We start from the raw sequence: 21825 nt of genomic DNA, 5'->3' as shown, positions 1-21825 counted from the left end.
AAATAAGAGGCAAAAGAGTAGCGCACGCCCCGCCACATCCAAATGGCATTCGCACGCGCTGGCAGCATTGCGGATCACGGCTCGTCACACATCGTTCTCCAGCTCCGGCTGGGCCTGCAGCGGCAGGTGCAAGGTGATGCAAGTCCCCTGGCCGTCGATGCCTTCGGCGACGCTGATATGCCCGCCATGGGCGCCGACCATGCCCTGGCAGATCGCCAGCCCCAGGCCCGTGCCCTGTCCGCCACGGTCGCCGCGGGCGGAGGTGTAGAACATGTCGAAGATCTTCGCCCGCTCCTCCTCGGGAATCCCCGGCCCCTCGTCGCTGACGGCAAAGCTCAACTCACCCTCAGCGACACTGACTTTCAGTTGCAAACGCCCTTGGGGCGGCGAGAAGCGTGTGGCGTTTTCCAGGACATTGACCAGTGCCTGCTCGATCAGGGCCGCATGGACATAGAGCAGCGGCAGGTCCGGCGGCAACTCGGTGCTCACCCGCAACGGCGCCAGCACCACCCGCAGACGGTTCAGGGCGCTGCCGACTATGTCCCCCGGCGCCACCCAGTCCCGGGCCAGCTTCAACGCACCATGTCCAAGCCGGGTCATGTCCAGCAGGTTCTGGATGTAGCGATCCAGGCGCTCGGCTTCATCGCGCGTGCCTTCGAGCAATTCGCGCCGATCTTCCAGTGGGATCGCCTCCCCCAGCGCCAGCAGACTGTCGATACTGCCGCGCATCGACGTCAGCGGTGTACGCAAGTCGTGGGACACCGAGGCCAGCAAAGCACTGCGCAACTGTTCGGTTTCGCCGTGCAGGCGCGCCGCCTCCAGGTCCTCGGCCAGACGCGCCCGGGCCAGGGCCTGGGCCAGGGGCTGGCTGAGGGCCGTGAGCAGGCGCCGGCGCTGACCGCTGAATTCCTCGCCTTCCCTGGGGCACACTCCCAACAGCCCCAGGGGACCGTCGTCCACCGAGAGCGGCCACCACCACCAGCGTCCGAATGGCAGAGTCCCGGTGCCCAGGCCCGCCGGTTGATCATGCTGCCAGGCCCAGTCCGCCGCGGCCCGCTCGGCCTCGGAAAACTGCAGCGAACCACCGGTCTCGACTTTCCAGCCGCCCTGCCCGTCGCGATTGAGCAGGCAGATGCGCAACTCATCGCGACCGTGCAGGTGCTGGGCTGCGGCGCTGATCACTGCCTGCCGATCGGTAGCGGCGGTGAGCTTGCGCGACAGATCGAGCAACTCCCCGGTTTCCTCCTGGGTTTCTCGCAACGCCTGCAACTGCCGCCGCTGGCGCGCCGCCAGGTTGCCGGTGAGCGCCGCCATCAGCAGGAAGAACAACAGGGTCAGCACATCCTCTTCACGCTGGATGGCGAACGAGAAACTGGGCGGGATAAACAGAAAGTCATAAGCCAGAAACGACAGCGCGGCGCAGGCCAGGGCCGGCCCCAGGCTGCTGCGCACCGCCACCAGCAGGACTGCGGCGAGAAACACCAGCGAGATGTTCGGCAACGGCAGGACACTGGCCACACCCCAGGCCAGGGCGCTGGCCAGAACAGTCGCCAACAGCGCCAGGCCATAGTCGAACCACTGCAGGGAATGCTGGTTGCGCAAACCCGGCTGATGCGGCAGGGGATCGCTGTCCAGGACATTGATCTCCAGGCCCTCGGCGTTACGCAACAGGCGCGCCGCCAGGCCGCCGCCAAACCAGCGCCGACGCCAGCGACGACTGGACTGCCCCACCAGCAGCAAGCTGGCACGCCGTTCGGCGGCGTGCTGGATCAAGGTCTTGGCCACCTCGCCGGCCCGCAGCAGCACCACCTCCCCGCCCAGGCGCTCAGCCAGTTGCTGCGCCGCCTGCAAACGCAGGCGCGATTGCTCGTCCTGCAGCCGGCCATTGTCCACATGCACCAGGCTCCAGGGCAGGTGCCGACGCTGGGCCACGCGACTGGCATGGCGCACCAGGCGCTCGGCCTGGGCATCGCCATCAATGCCCACCAGCAAACGCCCGCGCACCGCCGGCGCCGCCTGGCCGAGCTGGCGATAGCCCAGGGCCAGGTCGTTATCCACCTGGGCCGCAGCGGTCTGCATCGCTAACTCGCGCAGGGCGGTGAGATTGGTCTGGGTAAAAAACGCATCGATGGCCGCCCGCGCCTGCTCCGGCACATAGACCTTGCCGTCCCGCAGGCGCTCCAGCAGCTCGCGTGGCGGCAGGTCAACCAGCAGCAGTTCATAGGCTTCCTGCAGCACCCAGTCGGGCAGGGTTTCACGCACCTGGACCCCGGTGATGCCGCGGACCTGATCATTCAGGCTTTCCAGGTGCTGGACATTGACCGTGGTGAACACGTCGATGCCGGCCGCCAGCAGTTCCTGAATATCCTGCCAGCGCTTGGCGTGCCGACTGCCGGGGGCATTGCTGTGGGCCAGTTCATCCACCAGCACCAGCTTGGGCTTGGCTTTGAGCAGGCCGTCCAGGTCCATTTCCTCGAGCATCACCCCGCGGTATTCCGAACGCACCAGGGGCTGCTGCGGCAAGCCGGCCAGCAGCGCCTCGGTCTCGGCGCGGCCGTGGGTTTCCACCACCCCGGCGAGCACCTTGACCCCTTGGCGCAGTTGCGTGTGGGCAGCCTGGAGCATGGCGTAGGTCTTGCCGACGCCGGGAGCGGCACCGAGAAAGACCTTGAGCCGGCCACGACCGTCGCGGGGCAGTTCAGCGAGCAGCGCATCGGCGCGACCGGAATCACTCATGGGGTATCTCTCTGCAACGAAACATTCAATTCACCAGGCACTCTAGGCGCTGCCACGGGCGCCGGCGCTTACAACTGGTCCAGGGCTTGATTCAGGGTCAGCACGTTGACCACCGGCGGCCCCACCAGGGGCCGCTGGGTATGTGCCGCCACCAGTGCCCGCAGCTTGTCCGCCGGCAGATTGCGCGCCGCCGCGACCCGCGCCAGTTGATAGTCAATTGCCTCGGGTGGCAAGTGCGGATCAAGGCCGCTGCCCGAGGTGGTGAGCAGGGCCAGAGGCACTGGACCCTGACCCGGAACCTGGAGCTTGTGGGCATCGTCGATCACCCGCGTGGCCAGGGCCGGGTTGCTCGGCGCCAGGTTGCTGGCAGAGCTGGATACCGTGGCAAAGGCCCCCGCCGAAGGGCGCGGATGGAACCAGGCATCGCCGACAAAATCCTGGGCGATCAGGGCCGAGCCCCGCACCTTGCCCTCGGCATCACGCACCAGGCTGCCGTTGGCCTGGTCCGGGAAAGCCACCTGGGCCACTCCAGTGACCACCAGCGGATAAGCCACACCGGTGATCAGAGTCATCAACACCATCAGGCTCAAGGCCGGACGCAATACGCTAGTCATTTCTCATTCCTCGATTCATTCGGTCGCATGTAGGAGCCGGCTGGCCGGCGATCAGGCCGCAAACCTTGCTGCGTCCTGCGCCGGCCAGCGACGGCCTACACCAGGTGCAGCGCAGTCAGCAGCATGTCGATCAGCTTGATCCCGACAAAGGGCACCACTATCCCGCCCACGCCGTAGATCAGCAGGTTGCGTCGCAGCAGGTGGGCGGCGCTGGCCGCTTGGACCCGCACGCCACGCAGCGCCAGGGGGATCAACACCACGATGATCAGGGCGTTGAACACGATCGCCGAGAGGATCGCGCTCTGCGGGCTGGTCAGTTGCATGATGTTGAGCACGCCCAGCTGTGGATAAATCGCCGCGAACAACGCCGGCAGAATGGCAAAGTACTTGGCCACGTCGTTGGCAATCGAGAAGGTGGTCAAGGCGCCACGGGTCACCAGCAACTCCTTGCCGATCTGCACCACGTCCAGCAGCTTGGTCGGATCGCTGTCCAGGTCGACCATGTTGGCCGCCTCGCGGGCCGCCTGGGTGCCGTCGTTCATCGCCATGCCGACATCGGCCTGGGCCAGTGCCGGGGCATCGTTGGCGCCGTCGCCGCACATGGCCACCAGACGCCCGTCGTTCTGCTCATGACGGATGCGTGCCAGTTTCTTTTCCGGCGTGGCCTCGGCCAGCACATCATCGACTCCGGCCTCCGCCGCGATGGCGGCGGCGGTCAGCGGGTTGTCGCCGGTGACCATGACGGTGCGGATCCCCAGCTTGCGCAACTCGGCGAAACGCTCGCGGATGCCGGGCTTGACCACATCCTTGAGGTGGATGGCGCCGAGCATCCGCCCTTCGCCACAGACCAGCAGCGGCGTGCCGCCGCTCTGGGCGATCTTGTCGATCTCCCGGGACAGCGCCGGGGCCAGGTCGCGGCGCTCAAGGCCGACGAAGCTCAGTACCGAATCCACCGCGCCCTTGCGATAGATCCGCCCCTGGTAGTCGACGCCGGAGAGGCGGGTTTCCGCACTGAAGGGGACGGCGGTCAACGCATCACTGGCCGGCTCGGGCTGTGGATAAAGTTCACGCAGGTACTCGACGATGGATTTGCCTTCGGCGGTGTCGTCCGCCAGGGAGGCCAGCAAGGCCGCCTCCGCCAGTTCCCGGGCGTTGACCCCGGGAGCCGGGTGGATGGCGCTGCAACGACGGTTGCCGAAGGTGATGGTGCCGGTCTTGTCCAGCAACAGCACGTGCACGTCCCCTGCCGCTTCCACCGCGCGACCGGATTTGGCGATCACGTTCAGGCGCACCAGTCGGTCCATCCCGGCGATCCCGATCGCCGACAGCAGGCCGCCAATGGTGGTGGGGATCAGGGTCACCAGCAACGCCACCAGGAACACCAGCGGCAGGCTGCCATTGGCGAAGTGAGCGAAGGGCTGCAGGGTCACCACCACCAGCAGGAAAATCAGGGTCAGGCCGATCAGCAGGATGTCCAGCGCCACTTCATTGGGCGTCTTCTGCCGCTTGGCGCCCTCCACCAGGGCGATCATGCGATCCAGGGTCGACTCTCCGGGGTTGCTGGTGATGCGCACCAGCAGCCAGTCGGAAACCAACCGGGTATTGCCGGTCACCGCCGAACGATCACCTCCGGATTCGCGGATCACCGGCGCCGACTCACCGGTAATCGCCGCCTCGTTGACCGCGGCGATGCCCTCGATCACTTCACCGTCCCCCGGGATCATTTCCCCGGCTTCGACGCGAACCACATCGCCTTTGCGCAGCTGAGCCGCCGGCACCAGCTGATAACCGCCGTCGGCGCTCCGGCGCCGGGCGCTCAAGCCCTCGCTGCCGGCCTTGAGGCTGTCGGCGCGAGCCTTGCCCCGGCCTTCGGCCAGGGCTTCGGCGAAGTTGGCAAACAGCACCGTGAACCACAGCCAGAGGGCGATCTGGGCGGCAACGAAAGTCGGCACCGCAGTGTCCGGCACGAAACACAGCACGGTGGTCAGGATCGCCGTCAACTCCACCACCAGCATCACCGGCGAGCGCTGCAACTGGCGCGGATCGAGCTTGACGAAGGCCTGGATCAGCGCCGGACGCCATAGGGCCGAGATTGCGGTACTCGACGCCTCGGCCTTGGCCGGCTTGGTCTTGGCGAGCGCATCGGCCGCCTTGTTCGAGGCAGGAACATGCATATTCATCATCAGGTCCTCAGAAGCCCAGGCTCAGGTGTTCGGCGATCGGGCCCAGCGCCAGGGTCGGCAGGAAGGTCAGGCCCCCTACCAGCAAAATGGTCACGGTCAGCAAGGCCACGAACAACGGGCCATGGGTGGGGAAGCTGTTCAGGCCGATGGGCGCGGTTTTCTTCAAGCCCAGGCTGCCGGCCAGGGCCAGCACCGGCAGGATGTAGCCGAAACGACCGATCAGCATGCCCAGTCCCAGCATCAGATTGTGGAACGGGGTATTGGCGCTGAAGCCACCGAACGCCGAACCGTTGTTGGCGCTGGCCGAGGTGTAGGCGTACAGCAACTGGCTGAAGCCGTGGGGCCCCGGGTTGCTGATGGCAGCGGCCGGGCCCGGCAGGCTGGCGGCCAAGGCGCCCAGGACCAGCACGCCAATCGGCATCACCATCAGGGTCACCACCAGCAGTTGCACTTCCTTGGCCTGGAGCTTCTTGCCCAGGTACTCCGGAGTGCGGCCGATCATCAATCCCGCCAGGAACACCGCGATCAGCACGTTCAGCAGCATGCCGTAGAGACCAGCCCCCACGCCGCCGAAGATCACTTCGCCGACCATCATGTTGATCAGCGCCACCATGCCACTGAGCGGGTTGAGGCTGTCATGCATGCCGTTTACCGAGCCATTGGAGGCTGCGGTGGTGGTCACCGACCAGAGCACCGTGGCGGTGGTGCCGAAGCGTGCCTCCTTGCCTTCCAGAGGGGCGGTCTGTTCTACCGCTGCGTTCTGCAACGCCGGGTTGGGCTGGTACTCGGCCCACAGCGAGGTGGCGCCGCCGATCAGGAACAGGGCGAACATGCAGGCGATGATGGCGCGGCTCTGGCGCAGGTCCTTGACGTAATGGCCGAAGGTAAAGACCAGGGCCACCGGAATCAGGATGATCGACACCAGCTCCAGCAGGTTGCTCCAGGCGCTGGGGTTCTCGAACGGATGGGCCGAATTGACACCGAAGAAGCCGCCGCCGTTGGTGCCCAGCTGCTTGATGGCGATCTGGCTGGCTGCCGGGCCCAGGGGGATCACCTGATCGTTGCCTTGCAGGGTCAGGGCGTCCACGTAATGGGCAAAGGTCTGAGGCACGCCTTGCCAGACCAGGAACAGGGCCAGCAGCAGGCACAGGGGCAGCAGGCCATAAAGGGTCGCGCGGGTCATGTCGACCCAGAAATTGCCCAGGGTGCGAACCGAACGCCGGCCGATGCCGCGGCACAGGGCAACCAGCACCGCCAGCCCGGTGGCCGCACTGACGAAGTTCTGCACGGTCAGGCCCACCATCTGACTGAGGTAGCTCAGGGAAGCTTCACCGCTGTAGGACTGCCAGTTGGTGTTGGTCATGAAACTGACCGCCGTATTGAACGCCAGGGTCCATTCCTGCCCAGGAAGATTCTGCGGGTTGAGCGGCAAGTGATCCTGGAACAGCAGGATGGCGAACAGCAGGACAAAGCCTGCAAGGTTGAACGCCAGCAGGGCCAGGGCGTATTTCTGCCAGCTCTGCTCCACTTGCGGGTCGACCCCGGAAACCCTGTAACAGGCACGCTCCACCGGCCCCAGGAGCGGCGTCAGCCAGGTGCGCTGGCCTTCCATGACCCGGTAGTAGAAACGTCCCAGCCAGGGCGCCGGCAACAGCACCAGGGCGAAAAAGGCCAGGATCAGCCAATAGTCATAACTGTGCATAACCGCAGCTCCTAGTTCCGGTCCGCGCGCAACAGCGCAACCAGTAGATAAACGAACAGGCCCACTGCCAGCAGCAGCGACACCGCGTCCAGAATGTTCATGGAATGTCTCCGAGGTACGGCGATTGCCGCGAATGCCGTCATTGTCCGCAGGGTCCCTGTAAAGGAACGAGAGCGACGGGGTGGGCAGCCCATAAAGAAAGCGTAAAGACTGGGTTGGCGCGCACGGTGGCAGGACGGGCCTGAGAGGCCAACAGCGGCCGCGCCCCAAAAAGAAGCGCGAGGACCGCGCGGGAGGCAGGGCATCAGCGGCGAAAAACCGGGAAATATCCTCGATACGACAGCTTTCCCGGCTTTACGACGCGGGTTGCCGGACTGGCATGGCTGCTGCAGCGGCCTGTCCCGAGCACTTTCAACCGTTCAGGGAGCCACCGATGAACACACAACTCAAACCCACCTTGGGCACGCTGCATTTATGGGGAATCGCGGTTGGCCTGGTGATTTCCGGAGAATATTTCGGCTGGAGCTATGGCTGGGGGGTAGCCGGGACCCTGGGCTTTTTGCTGACCTCCTTATTGGTCGCCACCATGTATACCTGCTTTATATTCAGTTTCACCGAACTGACCACCGCCATTCCCCATGCGGGAGGCCCGTTTGCCTATAGCCGTCGTGCCTTCGGCGAGAAAGGCGGCTTGATAGCCGGATTGGCCACCCTGATCGAGTTCGTCTTCGCCCCGCCGGCCATTGCCCTGGCGATTGGTGCCTATCTGAATGTGCAGTTTCCGGCGCTGGACCCCAAGCACGCCGCGGTGGGCGCTTACATCGTGTTCATGGGCCTGAACATTCTCGGGGTGAAACTGGCGGCCACCTTCGAACTGGTGGTCTGCGTACTGGCGGTGGCGGAGCTCCTGGTGTTCATGGGGGTGGTGGCCCCGGCCTTCAGCTTCAGCAACTTTGCCCTCAATGGCTGGGCCGGTGCCGACACCTTCGGAGCTCCGGCGATCGCCGGGATGTTCGCGGCAATTCCCTTCGCCATCTGGTTCTTCCTGGCCATCGAGGGCGCCGCCATGGCCGCCGAGGAAGCCAAGGATCCCAAGCGCACCATTCCCAAGGCCTACATCAGCGGCATTCTGACCCTGGTGCTGCTGGCCATGGGCGTCATGTTCTTCGCCGGCGGCGTGGGCGACTGGCGCACCCTGTCGAACATCAACGACCCCCTGCCCCAGGCAATGAAGGCGGTGGTCGGCGACAGTTCCGGCTGGCTGCACATGCTGGTGTGGATCGGTCTGTTTGGCCTGGTTGCCAGTTTTCACGGGATCATCCTCGGCTATTCGCGGCAGTTCTTCGCCCTGGCCCGGGCCGGTTACCTGCCCGCTTCCCTGGCCAGGCTGTCGCGCTTTCAAACACCGCACCGAGCGATCATCGCCGGCGGCCTGATCGGCATCGCCGCGATCTACAGCGACGGCCTGATCAACCTGGGGGGCATGACCCTGACGGCGGCGATGATCACCATGGCTGTGTTCGGCGCCATCGTGATGTACATCATGAGCATGCTCAGCCTGTTCAAACTACGTCGGGCCGAGCCGAACCTGCCACGCAGCTTTCGCGCTCCTGGCTATCCGCTGGTGCCGGGCATCGCCCTGGTCCTGGCCCTGGTGTGCCTGGTCGCCATGGCCTGGTTCAACGCCCTGATCGGCCTGATCTTCCTTGCTTTCATGGTGCTGGGCTTTATCTACTTCCAACTCACCGCACAGCTGCGGGCCAATGCTCCGGCGGACGCCATGCTCACCGGGCTGTAGGCATCGGTCGCCTCTGGCCGGGGCAATAGGGCATACAATGGAACCCGTGCGACGTGCTTTAACTCAAAGCATTACAGGCTGTGCCGAGGACGAACCTTCGTCCTCGGGAACTGCCGTTCAAGGAGAGTCCTATGCCCTGGTATGCCTGGTTGATTCTGGTGGTTGCTATCGGTTCGATCGTCGGCGGCTTGATGCTGCTGCGCGACACCGCCAACAAGGTGGAGTTGACCGATGAGCAGCGTAAACGCGTGGCGCAGCGCAACGCGGAAATGGATGCCAAGGAAGCACGAGATCGTTAATCCCCAGCCCCTTCACCTACGGATGAAGGGGCTATTTCGTGCCCTACTGTTCCCATTCGGCCTTGGCGATATGCAAGCCGTGCAATCCTTTGTAGGCCGCGCGCTGCGGCTGGCTCCAGCCTTCGAGCAAGGCTTCGTCGAGGCGATATATCTCGACGCCCAGCGGCCGGCACACGCTCAAGGGATCCTGGGCGTCCGGGCCCCACATCGGTAGCGACAAATCACCGCCCGGGCAGGTCGACAACGCACACAGCAAGTCGATCTCGGCAAAGAACTCCAGATAATCGCCCTTCTGTGCCGGACAGGCCTTCATGAAGTACATGTCGTCATGATTCAGGCCGGTGCACTGAAAGATGTTCAAGACATCGTGCACGTCAAACTCGGTCAGCCCGTGGGGCAGAACCGCCCGGGTCAGGTTGGAGTGACAGTGGTGATGGAAGTCCTCGCCGGTGAGCATGCGGTTCACATAGGGATCACAACGGGTACCCAACAGGTCATGGAGGCGACCGCCGTGCTCATCAATGCCGTAATTCGCCAGGCTGTCATCGGTGATGGTGACCAGAGGCCGAAGAAAAGGCAGGTTCGACCAGAGTCGATCATGGGTACTGACGTGAGCCCCTTGCAACTGCCGGGTCCGGGCCGCCCATAGCCTTTCCCGCGGGTCGTTGGCATTCCAGACGTTGAAGTCTCCCACCTGCGGCCCTGCCGGAGTGGTGACGCGAAACACATGCCCGGCGGGAACCTTCCAGGCACGCCCGGTACGAATCGGCACTTCAAACTGCTCGACCAGCGTGCGCAGCTCACGGCTGTCGCGAATACGTTCATAGAACGCCGTGTCCACCTGCAGCGCCGAACCTTTACTGACCTGGTAAGCCGCCGGATAGTCTTTGTACATGGGTATCGCCCTCGCTCAGTAACGTCAGGATTGGCTGAACATGCTCAACAACAAACGCTCGGAGTCGTCCAGATACGTCTCCATGGCCTGGCCGGCGGAGGTTCTGTCCCCCTCTGCCAACCACTGGTAAATGATCCGGTCACGCATTAGCCAGGGTGCCTGAAACTGCGCTTCGTCCGGCGCGTTGCAAAACACCAGGCGCAACTGAGCGACTACATTGGTGAAGAACTCATCGAACAACGGTGAATCCAGCAGCCCCACCACATGCTGATGGAAGCGCAAACCATGGGTACCGACGGCGCGCCAGTCTTCACGTTCCCGTGCCAGATCGGCCGCTTCGATGGCATCGAGCATGCGGTCGGATTGCTGCCCACGCAGGGGGCGGGCGTTGGCGATTGCCTGCAACTCGAGAGTACGTCGTACCCGAAACAGGTCCCGTATATCGTCATGACCAAGACGGCGGACCACCACACCTTTATGCCGGACATATAGGGCCAGGCCCTCCTGCCCCAAACGATGCAGTGCTTCACGGATGGTGTTGCGAGAGGCGTTGTAACTGTTGACCAGCTCACTTTCCACCAGCGGCATGCCAGGCAGCAAGCGACCACCGATGATGTCTGCACGCAGTTCCACGGTGATCTGGTCCGCCAGGGATAAACCGTTGCTCATGGAAGCGCCTCTGGATTGTTCAACAACTTTTGATAAATCAACAAACAACTATCGTGCCAAATACTCCAGAGGTTCCGATCAGCAACACCTGTCAGAACGCTGTACATACAGATAATGCTTACAAGAAGGAGCGGCGTTGTCTGACCATCCTTGGTTAAAATGGCGCTCTAGATGTGGAGGTTTCTCAAATGCGTTATTCAGCAGACCATAAAGCCCAGACTCACCAACGCATTATCAAAGAAGCTTCGGAACGCTTTCGCCGTGATGGAATAGGTGCAACCGGGTTACAACCCCTGATGAAGGCCCTGGGTTTGACCCATGGCGGTTTCTACTCCCACTTCAAATCCAAGGACGAGTTGGTAGAGGAAGCACTCAGCTCAGCCGCCCGAGACCTGGATGCCCATTGCGCCACCTTGTTCGCACAAGCGCAGCCGCTGCAGGCGTTTATCGACAACTACCTGTCCGAATGGCACCGGACATCTCCCCATCTGGGCTGCCCGCTCCCGACCATGAGCGCGGAGCTCGGCCAACGTGGTCAACCCAACTCCATCACCGATGCAGTACTGAACACCAGGCTTGCGCAACTGGAAGGCACCCTTGAAGGCGATAACAAAGCGCAGCGCAGCCTGATGATCATGTCGACCCTGGTGGGTGCGCTGATGCTCTCGCGCAGCGTGGAAAACCCTGAATTGGCCGAGCAGATACTGGATGTTGTCGCTAATGGGCTGAAGGAGCAGGAGTGTAAGTAACACCGCCCGCTTCAGGTTCAACATGGCTTCGCCGCAGACTCACTTGCGAGCCAGAAGCCCTCAGACATGCCAGAGGCCGGCGAAAGTCCGGCCTCTGGTGATTACAGAATCAAATCAATTGACCTCGAGCTTGTCCCGATTGCGCTCCAGGATGGTCTTGCCAATCCCCTTGACCTCCAACAGCTCATCCACCGAAGCAAAAGGGCCGTTCTCTTCACGATAAGCAACAATCGCCTTGGCCTTGGCCTCGCCAATACCGAAGAGCTCGCGCTGGAGTACGGCCTGGTCAGCGGTATTGATATTGACCTTGCCACTTTGAGCAGTTGCCAACTCCACGATTTCGGCAGAGCTGGCCGGCGCTTTGACAAGAGGAGCCGCCTGAGTGGTAAGCGAAAGACTGGCCAGGAAGGCAAAGATCAGAGAGAGGAAATACGAGTTTTGCATAGTGACGCTCCATGACATCGAGTAAGGAAAGCAGCTTTTCCGAAGCTGCCTTCCAAACCTAGGTGATGCGGGAGGCAAGTCAAAGGTGGGAGAGTTACTGCGTATGTAGGCTCAAGGTTTGAGGCGGTGCTGCTGGTAAACCCAGTCGACAATATCGCCATCCGGTGTATAGCCACTCACCGTCTCACGGAGCAGCTGGCGAACCCTTGCATAATCATCCGCGTCCAGCGCAACAAGGAGCTCACTGAGCTTGGTCTTCAGCGACTCCCAAGGCAGATGGTCTTCATTGGCACTCATGATCATCGGATGCTGAGTAGCCACTACGTTGTCGCCAATCAGCAACTCTTCGTAAAGCTTTTCACCAGGACGCAGACCGGTAAACTCGATGGCGATATCCCCGTGGGGATTTTTTTCCGAGCGCACGCTCAGCCCGGAGAGATGAACCATCTTTTCTGCCAGCTCGACAATTTTTACTGGCTCGCCCATGTCCAACACAAAAACATCACCACCCTGCCCCATCGAACCCGCCTGAATAACCAACTGCGCAGCCTCAGGGATGGTCATAAAGTAGCGAGTAATTTTCGGATGGGTAACCGTCAATGGGCCACCAGCTTTGATTTGCTTGTGGAACAGCGGAATGACCGATCCCGAGGAACCCAATACGTTGCCGAAACGCACCATGGTGAAACGAGTTTTATTGACCCTTGAGATATTCGACGGGTCGTTGAATAACACCGGAGCCAGTTCTTTGCTTAAGGCCTGCAGAGTGAGCTCCGCCAAACGCTTGGTGCTGCCCATTACATTGGTTGGGCGAACAGCCTTGTCAGTGGAAATCAGTACAAAGTTGGCAACACCTGACTGCAAGGCGGCTTGTGCGGTATTGAGTGTGCCTATCACATTATTGAGCACGCCCTCCGCGATATTATGCTCCACCATGGGCACGTGTTTATAAGCCGCTGCGTGATAGACCGTCGCGACGTTCCAGGTCTTCATGACCGACAACAACTTCTCAAAGTTACGCACCGAACCTAGAATCGGAAGCAGTTTTACAGTGCGCGCCTCACGCGCTAGCCGCTGTTCAAGCTCGGACAAGATACTGTAAAGATTGAACTCGCTATGCTCGAATAATATTAACGTAGTAGGGTTCAGACTCAGAATCTGTCGACATAGTTCAGAGCCAATAGATCCGCCAGCACCTGTTACAAGGACGGCTTGTCCCTGGATGCAATGCGCCAGCAAATCCCCTTGAGCGGGAACAGAGTCTCGACCGAGCAAATCAGCAATGTCTACTTCTTGAATGTCATCTACTTTCACTCGACCACTGGCAAGATCCATGAAACCGGGAACACTACGGACATGAAGAGGAAAGCCTTCAAGAAAACCAAGAATTTCTCTACGACGACTGCGAGTTGATGAAGGAATGGCCAGAAGTATCTCTTCCGCTCCGGTATCGTCGATCATTTGCTGCAAATGCTTGGGTTTATATACCTGCAACCCGGCGATCATTCTATCGGCAATACTACTATCATCATCGACAAATGCGACTGGACGCATAAGACGTCCTAATCGTAACGCCGCAACTAACTGATTACCTGCGGCACCTGCGCCATAGATAGCCACTTTGGGCAAACCATCATCACGATTGGTAAACGGTACGTGCTGAGCAGCCGTGAACCAATCTCCGAGAAAGTACTGACGCATAACCAGTCTGAGCCCACCGATCATAACCATACTCAACCACCAATAGTTGAATACGATTGAGCGTGGCACTACGGTTTGATGATTACTGTACAGATAGACAACCAGTGCAAGAACCAATGCAGACAAAGTTACCGCTTTGACTATTGCAATGAGGGCATCGTTCCCAAAGTAACGCATGACCGCACGGTACATTCCAAATCTGATGAATAACGGAATAGCAACGACAGGGGCACTGGCAAAAAGCCAGAAATGCACAACAAAGGGGTTACTGAGTTCATCAAAACCCAGCCTCACAACGAACGCCATCCACAATGCCGCCCATACCAAAAAGATATCGGTGATCACTTGCAGGACTCGTTTTTGTCGGCGCGGGAGCCTCAAGAGACGTGTTCGTATTTTATCCATAATCGTTTCTATGAGCCCCAGCCCCTTCCCTCGATATAAGTTTTAGCGCCAATGGAAAGCTCTCTTTGGCAGGCCATGACATTGACCACTATCAGGCGATCTTCTCTGGTTTGCCAGCATTAAACCTAGCTGCAAGGAAAACCAACGGAGCATAAGCCAGCACCGTGCCTATAGTACCATCCATGTCGAAGAGCCCCACCAGAATGGCTATTGGCAACAACCAGAAAATATTGATTGTCATAACCGCCAAGGTCACAGGTAAATGCCTACCAAACTGACGCGATGCGAACTGATAAGCATGACTACGATGCGCTTCATAAACTTTATCTCCACGCAGTAATCTACGCATCAGTGTAAAGGTTGCATCAACAATAAATACGCCGAGGAGAATCAACCATACCCAAAGGAAACGCGGCGAGACCCAAGCAGCCTGTATTGACAAAACCCCTAGAACTAGACCAAGAAAACCACTACCCGCGTCTCCCATGAAGATACGTGCAGGAGGAAAATTCCAATACAAAAAGCCCAAAACGGCCATAACCAATAGTAACGGCGACCAGATCAAAGATGTATTGCCAGCCAACCAATAGATAAGACATGCACCAAGGCATGCCGTCACTGCCTGAACACTGGCTATACCGTCAATACCATCCATAAAATTATATAAATTAAGCATCCAGACAAGGTAGAACACTGCTAAAAGATGGCCAACCCAGGAAAGATCGAAATCCGCCCCTAATAACTGGACTGGTGGCAAACCACGCAACCAGAACATTGCCCAAATAGCGGCAGAAAAGTGCGCTAATAGCCTCCAACGAGCAGCTATATGCCCATGATCATCCAAAAAGCCAACCACAGCGATAAGCCCACCTGCTCCCCATAGAGCCCATATACATGACAAAGGCAGATCAGCAAAAAGTGTTAGGAGCGGGGCTGCTGCAAGAAAACTCAAGACTATTGCTACCCCCCCCCCTCTTGGAGTAGGAACTGAATGGGAGCTACGATGATTGGGAATATCCATCAAGCTGCGAGTTAGTGCATAACGCCGCAAGCCCCATGTCAAAAAAAGCGAAACACCAAGTACCGCCGACATCAGCCACCAAATCACCATTTATATTTAAACCCCAAAAACCGAATGAGAACGCGACAACTGAAAAAACACTCCATTTGAACAAGAAGTTAGGTACCGCATACATTATGCAAAATTGTAATTCAACTCCCTTCTCACCGACGCCACTTAGCAGCAAGGAAAAAATTCAAACCAGAAGCTACAGAAACTTCTAAAAATTAATTATTTTAAGAAACTCAAAGCAAGAAAAACCGCACCCAACAAAACAGAAAAAACGATACTGCACCCACTACAAAAAAACCATCACTCAACATATTTTTATATTGACGCCGTCGTTGATGGGCAATTCCCGTCAACGAATAGAAAACTTGATTCAGAACACCAAGAACACCAAAGCAAGACAAGACAAAATCAAGTACAACCCACCCTCCAAACTACGCCAGCCATACAAACTTAAACACTCCACTTCATCAAAAATCATTATGCTCAACAGATAACTCGAAACCTATATAAACATGAGACCCCATGTATAACAGCAGCACAATGCGACAGAGCCTAGACCTAAACCGTAGTAAAACTTACCTTATCAGTCGGAGCTGTACAGCCTACCAACAGCAACCCACATATAATAGCCGCGAACCAATATACCTAGACACCAGCCAAGCGTTTAGCAACAGCATCTTCTAAAAAATCGGTTAACACCGCAAAATCATTGATTATCAAAGGCACCTTACTCAAATCAACACATGACAATGGCATAATCCAAAAAAGCTCATTGCGCATCAAATAAAAATAAAAATAGATACGCAGAACAAACAAATAGAGCAGAACAAAAAAACACTCAAATCAATAAAACACAAAAAATACAACCTTTAAATTAAGCAAGCACTCAAAATAGAAGCCCCATAAAAAGCAAAACACGAAAAACTCGCAAATATAAACTACGCATCTGTTAAATCAACCTTCATCCTCCTCATTCACACGGTCTCGAAGCTCCTTACCGGGTTTGAAATGTGGAACGAATTTTCCGTCCAAACTAACTGATTGACCCGTTTTTGGATTACGACCTACCCGAGGAGCCCGATAGTGAAGCGAAAAACTACCAAACCCCCTAATTTCAATCCGATCACCGGTAGCCAAACACTGCGACATTTGCTCAAGCATCGTCTTGATGGCTAACTCGACATCCTTGGATGATAGCAGCCCTTGATGGGTGACAATTCGTTCGATCAACTCCGACTTCGTCATATTTTTCCCTTCTTTTTCAAGCAGCTAGGTCAGTGCTCAAAAGGTTTTAGCACGCCCTGAAGGTTTTGAACAGTCCACGCGCAATGCAGCTACAAACTCAGCACCCTGCAAAAGAAGCAGCAACCAAAAATACCAATTATCCCTATCGACACACGATCGTAACCCGCCGCCCCCTAACCAAAAGGGTAATCCTCCCTGGCGTCGCTGGACTTGGTGATGACCTTGCATCCATCAACCCTATACCCAAGCTGAGCAAGCTCGTAACACGTGCCTCAACCCAACCCCTGAGCAGTCGATCTCCATACCCCCCCCACAAACTGCAAGGCTCTTCACATTGGTCACAAGCCCAGCCAGGAGAAGAAATAAAACAACAACACTCAGCCTGGTCATGCTCTTCCTTATGACAGCCTGTGCTGTCCGGGCAACACACCATCAGACCAAAAGCCCTATACCCAAAGCCTCCATCCGCTAAAAGAGAGACAATCCATTGCCAACATGGATTTCCCCACTATTTTCACCTCAAATCTCACGCACAAAAAAGGGCGACCGAAGTCGCCCTTTTTATGGTCTGACAGAACTTAGTTCTGTTTTTCCATTTGTGCACGCAGCAGGTCGCCCAGAGTGGTAGGACCAGCAGCGATATCCGAAGCTGCTGGCTTGTCGCGCAGGCTCTGGATAGCTTCTTTCTCGTCTTCAACGTCTTTCGACTTGATCGAGAGCTGGATTACACGACTCTTACGGTCAACGCTGATGATCTTGGCTTCAACTTCTTCGCCTTCTTTCAGAACGTTACGCGCATCTTCGATGCGATCACGGCTGATTTCAGAGGCCTTCAGAGTAGCTTCGATGTCGTTGGCCAGGGTGATGATGGCGCCTTTGGCGTCAACTTCTTTTACAACACCCTTAACGATTGCACCTTTGTCGTTCTCTTGTACGTACTCGGAGAACGGATCGCTTTCCAGCTGCTTGATGCCCAGGGAGATACGCTCACGCTCTGGGTCAACAGACAGGATGACGGTATCCAGCTCGTCGCCCTTCTTGAAGCGGCGTACAGCTTCTTCGCCAACTTCGTTCCAGGAGATGTCGGACAGGTGAACCAGACCGTCGATACCGCCGTCCAGACCAATGAAGATACCAAAATCGGTGATCGACTTGATGGTGCCGGAGATCTTATCGCCCTTGTTGAACTGGCCAGAGAAGTCTTCCCATGGGTTGGACTTGCACTGCTTGATACCGAGGGAGATGCGACGACGCTCTTCGTCGATGTCCAGAACCATAACTTCCACTTCGTCGCCGACTTGTACGACTTTCGAAGGGTGGATGTTCTTGTTGGTCCAGTCCATTTCCGAAACGTGTACCAGACCTTCAACACCCTCTTCCAGCTCAGCAAAGCAGCCGTAGTCGGTCAGGTTGGTTACACGAGCGGTAACGCGGGTGCTTTCTGGGTAACGAGCCTTGATGGCGACCCATGGATCTTCGCCCAGTTGCTTCAGGCCCAGGGAAACACGATTGCGCTCGCGATCGTACTTCAGAACCTTGACATCGATCTCGTCGCCAACGTTGACGATCTCGGAAGGATGCTTGATACGCTTCCAAGCCATGTCGGTGATGTGCAGCAGGCCATCGACGCCACCCAGATCAACGAATGCGCCGTAGTCGGTGAGGTTCTTGACGATACCTTTGACTTGTTGACCTTCCTGCAGGGATTCCAGCAGAGCTTCACGCTCAGCGGAGTTCTCGGCTTCGAGGACGCTACGACGGGAAACGACAACGTTGTTGCGCTTCTGATCGAGTTTGATGACCTTAAACTCGAGCTCTTTGCCTTCCAGGTGCGTGGTGTCGCGCACTGGACGGACATCAACCAGAGAACCTGGCAGGAACGCACGGATGCCGTTAACGTCGACAGTGAAGCCGCCTTTAACCTTACCGTTGATAACGCCCTTGACCACTTCTTCGGCTGCGAAGGCTGCTTCCAGAACGATCCAGCATTCAGCGCGCTTGGCTTTTTCACGGGAGAGCTTGGTTTCACCGAAACCGTCTTCAACCGAATCCAGAGCAACGTGAACTTCATCACCAACATTGATGGACAGTTCGCCAGCATCGTTGTAGAACTGCTCAAGCGGGATCAGTGCTTCAGACTTCAGACCAGCGTGAACGGTTACCCAACGCGCTTGGTAGTCGATGTCGACGATAACACCGGTGATGATGGAGCCTGCCTGAAGGTTCAGGGTTTTTAGGCTTTCTTCAAAGAGTTCCGCAAAGCTTTCGCTCATTTTAATTCCTGTTGATAAGGGCGAAGAATACGCCCATCTGCCACATCCCAGACAATGTGGGTTACGTTCATATAAAAGAAAGATCGCAGGACTATGACTGGTCCCCCGCGATCTTCCTTGTTCACCCGGCGATATCGCGAATGGCGATCTCGCTCAGAATGCGTTGCAACACCTGCTCGATGGACAACTCCGTAGAATCCAGCTGTATGGCGTCGGCCGCCGGCTTGAGCGGGGCCACCGCTCGCTGGGTATCGCGCTCATCGCGCGCACGAATCTCATCTAGCAGACTCGACAGACTAACACCATCGACTTTCCCCTTCAACTGCAAGTAACGCCGACGAGCACGCTCCTCGGCGCTGGCAGTGAGGAAAATTTTTAATGGTGCATCCGGAAACACCACAGTCCCCATGTCGCGACCATCCGCTACCAGCCCCGGCGGCTCCTGGAAAGCTCGCTGACGCTGCAACAAAGCATCACGCACGGCCGGCAGCGCCGCGACCTGAGAAGCCCAGGCACCAACCTGCTCATTACGCAGATCATCAGTTACATCATCCCCCTCGAGAATGATCCTCTGCGGATGATGTTCAGTGGCTCCAAGAAACTGCACATCAAGATGCGCCGCCAGCAACTTAAGCGACTCTTCATTGGTCAAGTCGACCCCATGATTGCGTGCCGCGAACGCCAGCAACCGGTACAAAGCGCCGGAATCCAGCAAGCACCAGCCCAAATGCTTGGCCAACTTGCCAGCAATGGTGCCCTTGCCAGAACCACTAGGCCCGTCGATGGTGATTACAGGCGCCTTGATATTCACGACTGAGCCTCTTGTGCAACCCGAATCCCCACCTGCGCGCACAGCGCGAGAAAATTCGGGAACGAAGTCGCAACGTTCGCGCAGTCATGAATACGAATCGGCGCATTGGCCCGCAACGAGGCAACACTGAATGCCATGGCAATACGGTGATCGCCGTGACCATGCACTTCACCCCCGCCGATCTGCCCACCATCAATGATGATGCCGTCCGGAGTCGGCTCGCACTTGACCCCCAAGGTCAGCAAGCCATCAGCCATGACCTGGATGCGGTCGGACTCCTTGACCCGCAGCTCTTCCGCGCCGCGCAACACAGTGCGACCTTCAGCGCAGGCCGCCGCGACGAACAGCACCGGGAACTCATCGATTGCCAGCGGCACCAATTCCTCGGGAATCTCGATGCCCTTGAGTTTGGCAGCTCGCACATGCAGATCCGCAACAGGCTCACCGCCGACTTCGCGCTGGTTCTCCAGACGAATATCAGCCCCCATCAACCGCAGGATATCGATTACACCAGTACGGGTCGGGTTGATCCCTACGTGCTCAAGTACCAGCTCCGAACCTTCGGCGATCGACGCGGCGACCAGGAAGAACGCTGCGGAGGAGATATCTGCCGGCACCTCAATATGAGTCGCCTTGAGCTTGCCGCCGGATTCAACCGAAGCGGTTGCACCGTCGACATTCACCGAGTAGCCGAAGCCGCGCAGCATGCGCTCGGTGTGATCACGAGTCGGCGCAGGCTCAGTAACGGTGGTCTTCCCATCAGCGTACAAACCGGCCAACAGCAGGCACGACTTAACCTGGGCACTGGCCATCGGCAAGGTATAGGTCAGCCCCTTGAGCTTGTGACCGCCGCGAATCACCATCGGTGGACGCCCCTCGGCCGCAGTCTCGATCACCGCCCCCATTTCCCGCAGCGGATTGGCCACACGGTTCATTGGGCGCTTGGACAGAGAAGGATCCCCCGTCAGAGTGCTGTCGAAGCTCTGTGCAGCCAGCAAACCGGAAAGCAGACGCATCGAAGTACCGGAGTTGCCCAGGTAGATCGGGCCCGGTGCCGGCTTCAAGCCATGCAACCCCACCCCATGGATGGTCACACGCCCATGGTGCGGCCCCTCGATGACCACTCCCATGTCGCGAAATGCCTGCAACGTGGCCAAGGCATCTTCACCCTCGAGGAAACCCTCGACTTCAGTGGTGCCTTCAGCCAAGGAGCCGAGCATGATCGAACGGTGGGAAATCGACTTGTCGCCCGGTACACGAATCCGCCCAGACAGGCGGCCACCAGGATTTGCCAGGAAAATCAGATCGTTGGAGTTCATAGCGTCCACATAGGCCCGGCGGGCCAGGATTTTACCGAAATGCTCGCGGGCAACCCGGGCGCGAGTGAATACGCCCAACAACTGATGCCCGTCCCCTGCATCGACCGCATCGCGCAGGGCGTCGAGGTCGTTGCGAAATGTATCGAGTGTGCGCAGAACCGCTTCGCGATTGGCGAGGAAGATGTCGTGCCACATGACCGGGTCGCTGCCGGCGATTCTCGTGAAATCGCGGAAACCGCCCGCAGCGTAACGGAAGATGTCGAGATTTTCACTGCGCTTGGCCAGCGAATCCACTAGGCCGAATGCCAACAAGTGCGGCAAGTGACTGGTGGCCGCCAGAACCTCGTCATGGCGCTCGACCTGCATGTGCTCAACATCCGCTCCCAGCTCACGCCAAAGCCTGTCGACCAGCTCCAGCGCATCCGGATCGGTTTGCTCCAGAGGCGTCAGGATCACTTTGTGGCGACGGAACAACTGGGCATTGGAGGCTTCGACACCGCTCTGCTCGGAGCCGGCAATCGGATGCCCGGGGACAAAGCGCGCCGGCATGCCGGCAAACGCCTCTTGTGCCGCGCGCACCACATTGCCCTTGGCACTGCCGACATCAGTCAGCACCGCCTGCCCCAGATCCATCCTGGCCAGCAACGCCAGAAGCTTTTCCATGGCCAGGATCGGCACGGCCAGTTGAATCACATCGGCTCCCTGGCAAGCCAGAGCCAGATCCTCTTCACAGCGATCCACGACCCCCAGCTCAACCGCCAACTGGCGGGACTGCGGATCCAGATCGACACCGACCACTTCGCGGCACACGCCACTTTCGCGCAACCCCTTAGCGAAGGAGCCACCAATCAATCCCAGGCCGATCACCACCAGGCGACCGATCATAGGCTCAGCAGATTGCGTTGGAATG

17 protein-coding genes are annotated in these 21825 nt (G+C 58.3%); 3 read left to right on the top strand and 14 right to left on the bottom strand.

The features are described from left to right. Window positions 1-84: 84 nt before the first annotated feature. From DNK59_RS26710 to kdpF, 5 genes are all read right to left on the bottom strand, one after another. Window positions 85-2736, bottom strand: a complete 2652-nt coding sequence (locus DNK59_RS26710) for a sensor histidine kinase KdpD (RefSeq protein WP_110725162.1) — start codon at window positions 2734-2736, stop codon at window positions 85-87. 68 nt (window positions 2737-2804) lie between these two features. Next, window positions 2805-3350: a potassium-transporting ATPase subunit KdpC gene (gene kdpC, locus DNK59_RS26705; protein ID WP_016964077.1), complete on the bottom strand. Its 546-nt coding sequence runs from the start codon at window positions 3348-3350 to the stop codon at window positions 2805-2807. A 95-nt stretch (window positions 3351-3445) separates the two neighbouring features. After that, window positions 3446-5530 (bottom strand): potassium-transporting ATPase subunit KdpB, encoded by a 2085-nt coding sequence (gene kdpB, locus DNK59_RS26700; protein WP_110725161.1) that lies wholly within the window; start codon window positions 5528-5530, stop codon window positions 3446-3448. Between the two features lie 10 nt (window positions 5531-5540). Then, the gene (gene kdpA / locus DNK59_RS26695; RefSeq protein ID WP_110725160.1) at window positions 5541-7235 is read right to left on the bottom strand and encodes a potassium-transporting ATPase subunit KdpA; all 1695 of its coding nucleotides are present in this window, start codon (window positions 7233-7235) and stop codon (window positions 5541-5543) included. 11 nt (window positions 7236-7246) lie between these two features. Further along, window positions 7247-7336 (bottom strand): K(+)-transporting ATPase subunit F, encoded by a 90-nt coding sequence (gene kdpF, locus DNK59_RS26690; RefSeq protein ID WP_016964080.1) that lies wholly within the window; start codon window positions 7334-7336, stop codon window positions 7247-7249. Between the two features lie 332 nt (window positions 7337-7668). Between kdpF and eat the strand changes: the two genes are divergently transcribed. Next, a complete protein-coding gene (gene eat, locus DNK59_RS26685) occupies window positions 7669-9033 on the top strand; it encodes an ethanolamine permease (protein WP_092312084.1) in 1365 nt (454 codons plus the stop codon). A gap of 131 nt (window positions 9034-9164) precedes the next feature. After that, entirely contained in the window at window positions 9165-9332 is a 168-nt protein-coding gene (locus DNK59_RS26680) for a DUF2897 family protein (RefSeq protein WP_082729282.1), read from the top strand. Window positions 9333-9375: 43 nt separating this feature from the next. On the opposite strand, the gene DNK59_RS26675 is transcribed toward DNK59_RS26680, so the two are convergent. After that, window positions 9376-10227 (bottom strand): DUF1989 domain-containing protein, encoded by an 852-nt coding sequence (locus DNK59_RS26675; RefSeq protein ID WP_110725159.1) that lies wholly within the window; start codon window positions 10225-10227, stop codon window positions 9376-9378. 24 nt (window positions 10228-10251) lie between these two features. Next, on the bottom strand, window positions 10252-10896 hold the full coding sequence (locus DNK59_RS26670; protein WP_110725158.1) for a GntR family transcriptional regulator: 645 nt from the start codon (window positions 10894-10896) through the stop codon (window positions 10252-10254). 188 nt (window positions 10897-11084) lie between these two features. Here DNK59_RS26670 and DNK59_RS26665 point away from each other — a divergent pair, with 188 nt between their 5' ends. After that, a complete protein-coding gene (locus tag DNK59_RS26665; protein ID WP_110725157.1) occupies window positions 11085-11645 on the top strand; it encodes a TetR/AcrR family transcriptional regulator in 561 nt (186 codons plus the stop codon). A 114-nt stretch (window positions 11646-11759) separates the two neighbouring features. Here the strand turns inward: DNK59_RS26665 and DNK59_RS26660 are convergent, their stop codons facing one another. The 7 genes from DNK59_RS26660 to DNK59_RS26625 form a co-directional block, all read right to left on the bottom strand. Beyond that, window positions 11760-12089 carry a helix-hairpin-helix domain-containing protein gene (locus DNK59_RS26660; protein ID WP_110725156.1) on the bottom strand — a complete coding sequence of 110 codons (330 nt, stop codon included), beginning with the start codon at window positions 12087-12089 and terminating at the stop codon, window positions 11760-11762. A 111-nt stretch (window positions 12090-12200) separates the two neighbouring features. Next, window positions 12201-14195 (bottom strand): nucleoside-diphosphate sugar epimerase/dehydratase, encoded by a 1995-nt coding sequence (locus DNK59_RS26655; protein WP_110725155.1) that lies wholly within the window; start codon window positions 14193-14195, stop codon window positions 12201-12203. Between the two features lie 91 nt (window positions 14196-14286). Then, window positions 14287-15306: a glycosyltransferase family 4 protein gene (locus tag DNK59_RS26650; protein WP_110725154.1), complete on the bottom strand. Its 1020-nt coding sequence runs from the start codon at window positions 15304-15306 to the stop codon at window positions 14287-14289. Window positions 15307-16221: 915 nt separating this feature from the next. Next, window positions 16222-16512 (bottom strand): integration host factor subunit beta, encoded by a 291-nt coding sequence (ihfB, locus tag DNK59_RS26645; RefSeq protein WP_016964088.1) that lies wholly within the window; start codon window positions 16510-16512, stop codon window positions 16222-16224. 578 nt (window positions 16513-17090) lie between these two features. Next, window positions 17091-18785 (bottom strand): 30S ribosomal protein S1, encoded by a 1695-nt coding sequence (gene rpsA / locus DNK59_RS26635; RefSeq protein ID WP_007931318.1) that lies wholly within the window; start codon window positions 18783-18785, stop codon window positions 17091-17093. A gap of 121 nt (window positions 18786-18906) precedes the next feature. Beyond that, window positions 18907-19596, bottom strand: a complete 690-nt coding sequence (gene cmk / locus DNK59_RS26630; protein WP_092312038.1) for a (d)CMP kinase — start codon at window positions 19594-19596, stop codon at window positions 18907-18909. Further along, the gene (locus DNK59_RS26625) at window positions 19593-21800 is read right to left on the bottom strand and encodes a bifunctional prephenate dehydrogenase/3-phosphoshikimate 1-carboxyvinyltransferase (protein ID WP_256596704.1); all 2208 of its coding nucleotides are present in this window, start codon (window positions 21798-21800) and stop codon (window positions 19593-19595) included. The genes cmk and DNK59_RS26625 overlap by 4 nt, the downstream gene beginning before the upstream one ends. Between the last annotated feature and the right edge of the window lie 25 nt (window positions 21801-21825).

The organism is Pseudomonas sp. TKO26, from assembly GCF_003225665.1.
Taxonomy (GTDB): Bacteria; Pseudomonadota; Gammaproteobacteria; order Pseudomonadales; family Pseudomonadaceae; genus Aquipseudomonas; species Aquipseudomonas saponiphila.
This window is presented reverse-complemented; position numbering and strand designations above follow the sequence as displayed.